Annotated in this window: 3 rRNA genes; all 3 read left to right on the forward strand. The window is 55.6% G+C overall.

The features are described 5' to 3' along the window. The first annotated feature begins 79 nt into the window (after positions 1 to 79). The 3 genes from EPD65_RS15930 (at position 80) to rrf (ending at position 5,268) form a co-directional block, all read left to right on the forward strand. A 16S ribosomal RNA gene (locus EPD65_RS15930) occupies positions 80 to 1,596 on the forward strand. A gap of 357 nt (positions 1,597 to 1,953) precedes the next feature. After that, positions 1,954 to 5,051 (forward strand): 23S ribosomal RNA (locus EPD65_RS15935). 100 nt (positions 5,052 to 5,151) lie between these two features. Further along, positions 5,152 to 5,268, forward strand: a 5S ribosomal RNA gene (gene rrf, locus EPD65_RS15940). Together the 16S, 23S and 5S rRNA genes form the textbook arrangement of a ribosomal RNA operon. Positions 5,269 to 5,276 lie beyond the last annotated feature (8 nt).

Raw genomic sequence — 5,276 nt, forward strand, 5'->3', positions numbered from 1 at the left:
CTGACAATTTTGTCAGGGTTCGGTCTCTTGCCGGGATCTCTTTTTCCTGCATGGCCTTTGGGTTGTGTGGGTGTTGTTTTCAACGGAGAGTTTGATCCTGGCTCAGGACGAACGCTGGCGGCGTGCTTAACACATGCAAGTCGAGCGGTAGTATGCCTTCGGGTGTATGAGAGCGGCGAACGGGTGAGTAACACGTGAGCAATCTGCCCTTCACTCTGGGATAGCCACCGGAAACGGTGATTAATACCGGATATGACCACTGTCGGCATCGATGGTGGTGGAAAGTTTTTGCGGTGAAGGATGGGCTCGCGGCCTATCAGCTTGTTGGTGAGGTAATGGCTCACCAAGGCTTCGACGGGTAGCCGGCCTGAGAGGGTGACCGGCCACACTGGGACTGAGACACGGCCCAGACTCCTACGGGAGGCAGCAGTGGGGAATATTGGACAATGGGCGAAAGCCTGATCCAGCAACGCCGCGTGAGGGATGACGGCCTTCGGGTTGTAAACCTCTTTCAGCAGGGACGAAGCGCAAGTGACGGTACCTGCAGAAGAAGCACCGGCCAACTACGTGCCAGCAGCCGCGGTAATACGTAGGGTGCGAGCGTTGTCCGGAATTATTGGGCGTAAAGGGCTCGTAGGCGGTTGGTCACGTCGGGAGTGAAAACTCGGAGCTTAACTCCGAGCCTGCTTCCGATACGGGCCGACTAGAGGTATGCAGGGGAGAACGGAATTCCTGGTGTAGCGGTGAAATGCGCAGATATCAGGAGGAACACCGGTGGCGAAGGCGGTTCTCTGGGCATTACCTGACGCTGAGGAGCGAAAGTGTGGGGAGCGAACAGGATTAGATACCCTGGTAGTCCACACCGTAAACGTTGGGCGCTAGGTGTGGGACACATTCCACGTGTTCCGTGCCGCAGCTAACGCATTAAGCGCCCCGCCTGGGGAGTACGGCCGCAAGGCTAAAACTCAAAGGAATTGACGGGGGCCCGCACAAGCGGCGGAGCATGCGGATTAATTCGATGCAACGCGAAGAACCTTACCTGGGTTTGACATATACCGGAAACACCTAGAGATAGGTGCCCTTTTAGTCGGTATACAGGTGGTGCATGGCTGTCGTCAGCTCGTGTCGTGAGATGTTGGGTTAAGTCCCGCAACGAGCGCAACCCTCGTCTTATGTTGCCAGCACGTAATGGTGGGGACTCATAAGAGACTGCCGGGGTCAACTCGGAGGAAGGTGGGGATGACGTCAAGTCATCATGCCCCTTATGTCCAGGGCTTCACGCATGCTACAATGGCCGGTACAAAGGGCTGCGATACCGCGAGGTGGAGCGAATCCCAAAAAGCCGGTCTCAGTTCGGATTGGGGTCTGCAACTCGACCCCATGAAGTCGGAGTCGCTAGTAATCGCAGATCAGCAACGCTGCGGTGAATACGTTCCCGGGCCTTGTACACACCGCCCGTCACGTCACGAAAGTTGGTAACACCCGAAGCCGGTGGCCTAACCCTTGTGGAGGGAGCCGTCGAAGGTGGGACGAGCGATTGGGACGAAGTCGTAACAAGGTAGCCGTACCGGAAGGTGCGGCTGGATCACCTCCTTTCTAAGGAGCTTTAACTGGCGGTTTCAAGCCGTCCAGGGCGCTACCTTTCGAAGACACACGTTCTTCGGGGTCAGCACTGCTCACTAGTGGAACGTCGATTAGTTGGCCAGCGTCGTCTCGATACGTCCTCAGTACTACTTGCTGCTCTTTGGAGTGGGGAGTGTGGAACCTGGGTGTGGGTGGATGGGGTTGGCTTGGCACACTGTTGGGTCCTGAGGGATCGAGCACCAGGCGTGAGTCTGGTTTTGATCTTCTCTACGTATGGACCACTACTGAGGTCAGACGGCATGTCTGGTTGAGGGGTGGGGCCGCCCGTATCTTGAGAACTACACAGTGGACGCGAGCATCTTTGTAGCAAGACAAGCTACTAAGGGCACATGGTGGATGCCTTGGCACCAAGAGCCGATGAAGGACGTAGGAGCCTGCGATAAGCCCTGGGGAGTTGGCAACCGAGCGTTGATCCGGGGATGTCCGAATGGGGAAACCCAGCTGGAGTCATGTCCAGTTACCCTCACCTGAACACATAGGGTGAGTGGAGGGAACGTGGGGAAGTGAAACATCTCAGTACCCACAGGAAGAGAAAACAAAAGTGATTCCGAGAGTAGTGGCGAGCGAAATCGGATGAGGCCAAACCACATGCGTGTGATAGCCGGCAGGCGTTGCGTATGTGGGGTTGTGGGATCATTCTTTCCATATCTGCCGATGTGGAGCAGAGTAAGAAACCGGTGTTGAAGTCGAAGTGGTCTGGAAAGGCCTGCCGTAGAGGGTGATAGCCCCGTACATAAAAGACACCGGCTCTGTTGAGTGACACCCAAGTAACACGGAACCCCTGAAATTCCGTGTGAATCTGGCGGGACCACCCGTTAAGCCTAAATACTCCTTGGTGACCGATAGCGGACAAGTACCGTGAGGGAAAGGTGAAAAGTACCCCTGGCGGGGAGTGAAATAGTACCTGAAACCATGTGCCTACAATCCGTTGGAGCCCCTACGTGGGTGACAGCGTGCCTTTTGAAGAATGAGCCTGCGAGTTTGCGTTGTGTAGCGAGGTTAACCCGTGTGGGGAAGCCGTAGCGAAAGCGAGTCCGAATAGGGCGTTTGAGTTGCACGATCAAGACCCGAAGCGAAGTGATCTATCCATGGGCAGGTTGAAGCGCGGGTAAGACCGCGTGGAGGACCGAACCCACTTAGGTTGAAAACTGAGGGGATGACCTGTGGATAGGGGTGAAAGGCCAATCAAACTTCGTGATAGCTGGTTCTCCCCGAAATGCATTTAGGTGCAGCGTCACGTGTTTCTTGCCGGAGGTAGAGCACTGGATAGCCGATGGGCCCTACAAGGTTACTGACGTTAGCCAAACTCCGAATGCCGGTAAGTGAGAGCGTGGCAGTGAGACTGCGGGGGATAAGCTCCGTAGTCGAGAGGGAAACAGCCCAGACCATCAGCTAAGGTCCCTAAGCGATAACTAAGTGGAAAAGGATGTGGAGTCGCACAGACAACCAGGAGGTTGGCTTGGAAGCAGCCACCCTTGAAAGAGTGCGTAATAGCTCACTGGTCAAGTGATTCCGCGCCGACAATGTAGCGGGGCTCAAGTTATCCACCGAAGCTATGGTATTCATGCGTAAGACAGGCCTTCGTGGTCCAGTTGCATGGATAGGTAGGGGAGCGTCGTGTGCGGGTTGAAGCGGCGGAGTGATCCAGCCGTGGACAGCACACGAGTGAGAATGCAGGCATGAGTAGCGAATGAGGAGTGAGAAACTCCTCCGCCGAATGATCAAGGGTTCCAGGGTCAAGCTAATCTGCCCTGGGTAAGTCGGGACCTAAGGCGAGGCCGACAGGCGTAGTCGATGGACAACGGGTTGATATTCCCGTACCGGCAAAATAGCGCCCATGCTGAACCCAGTGATGCTAAGTGCCCAAAGCACTCGTCATTCCCTTCGGGGTGTGCCGAGATTGTGGAGCGCATGACCCGACCTGGTAGTAGGCAAGCGATGGGGTGACGCAGGAAGGTAGTCCAACCGTGGCGATGGTAGTCCACGGCTAAGGGTGTAGGGCGAGTGGTAGGCAAATCCGCCACTCATGCCTGAGACCTGATGGGGAGCCAATTGGTGAAGTGGATGATCCTATGCTGTCGAGAAAAACCTCTAGCGAGCTATGCGCCGCCCGTACCCCAAACCGACTCAGGTGATCAGGTAGAGAATACCAAGGCGATCGAGTGAACCATGGTTAAGGAACTCGGCAAAATGCCCCCGTAACTTCGGGAGAAGGGGGGCCGGATTCGTGAGTGGACTTGCTCCACAAAGCGTTGATGGCCGCAGAGACCAGGCCCAAGCGACTGTTTACTAAAAACACAGGTCCGTGCTAAGTCGTAAGACGATGTATACGGACTGACTCCTGCCCGGTGCTGGAAGGTTAAGGGGACCGGTTAGACGTAAGTCGAAGCTGAGAACTTAAGCCCCAGTAAACGGCGGTGGTAACTATAACCATCCTAAGGTAGCGAAATTCCTTGTCGGGTAAGTTCCGACCTGCACGAATGGAGTAACGACTTGGGCGCTGTCTCAACCGTGGACTCGGCGAAATTGCACTACGAGTAAAGATGCTCGTTACGCGCGGCAGGACGGAAAGACCCCGGGACCTTTACTATAGTTTGGTATTGGTGTTTGGTTCGGCTTGTGTAGGATAGGTGGGAGACTGTGAAGCATTAACGCCAGTTAGTGTGGAGTCAACGTTGAAATACCACTCTGGTCGTACTAGATGTCTAACCTAGGTCCATTATCTGGATCAGGGACAGTGCCTGATGGGTAGTTTAACTGGGGCGGTTGCCTCCTAAAATGTAACGGAGGCGCTCAAAGGTTCCCTCAGCCTGGTTGGCAATCAGGTTTCGAGTGTAAGTGCACAAGGGAGCTTGACTGTGAGAGTGACAGCTCGAGCAGGGACGAAAGTCGGAACTAGTGATCCGGCGCTGGCATGTGGAAGCGGCGTCGCTCAACGGATAAAAGGTACCCCGGGGATAACAGGCTGATCTTCCCCAAGAGTCCATATCGACGGGATGGTTTGGCACCTCGATGTCGGCTCGTCGCATCCTGGGGCTGGAGTAGGTCCCAAGGGTTGGGCTGTTCGCCCATTAAAGCGGCACGCGAGCTGGGTTTAGAACGTCGTGAGACAGTTCGGTCCCTATCCGCCGCGCGCGCAGGAAACTTGAGAAAGGCTGTCCCTAGTACGAGAGGACCGGGATGGACGAACCTCTGGTGTGCCAGTTGTTCCGCCAGGAGCACGGCTGGTTGGCTACGTTCGGAAGTGATAACCGCTGAATGCATCTAAGCGGGAAGCACGTTTCAAGATGAGGTTTCCCACCGGGTTAACCGGGTAAGGCCCCCAGTAGATGACTGGGTTGATAGGCCGGAGGTGTACAGCAGTAATGCCCAGCCGACCGGTACTAATAGGCCGAGGGCTTGTCCCTCAAAGATGTTGCGCGTCCACTGTGTGGTTCCCGAGTTACGGTCGGGAACCAAGTCCAAAGCCCAGAAGCTTTGCGAGTTGGTGATCTAACTCCATAGAGTTTCGGCGGCCATAGCGTCAGGGAAACACCCGGCTCCATTCCGAACCCGGAAGTTAAGCCTGACAGCGCCGATGGTACTGCAACCGGGAGGTTGTGGGAGAGTAGGACGTCGCCGGACAAATTTTC

This window comes from Nocardioides jejuensis (assembly GCF_004337475.1).
GTDB classification, from domain to species: Bacteria; Actinomycetota; Actinomycetes; order Propionibacteriales; family Nocardioidaceae; genus Nocardioides; species Nocardioides jejuensis.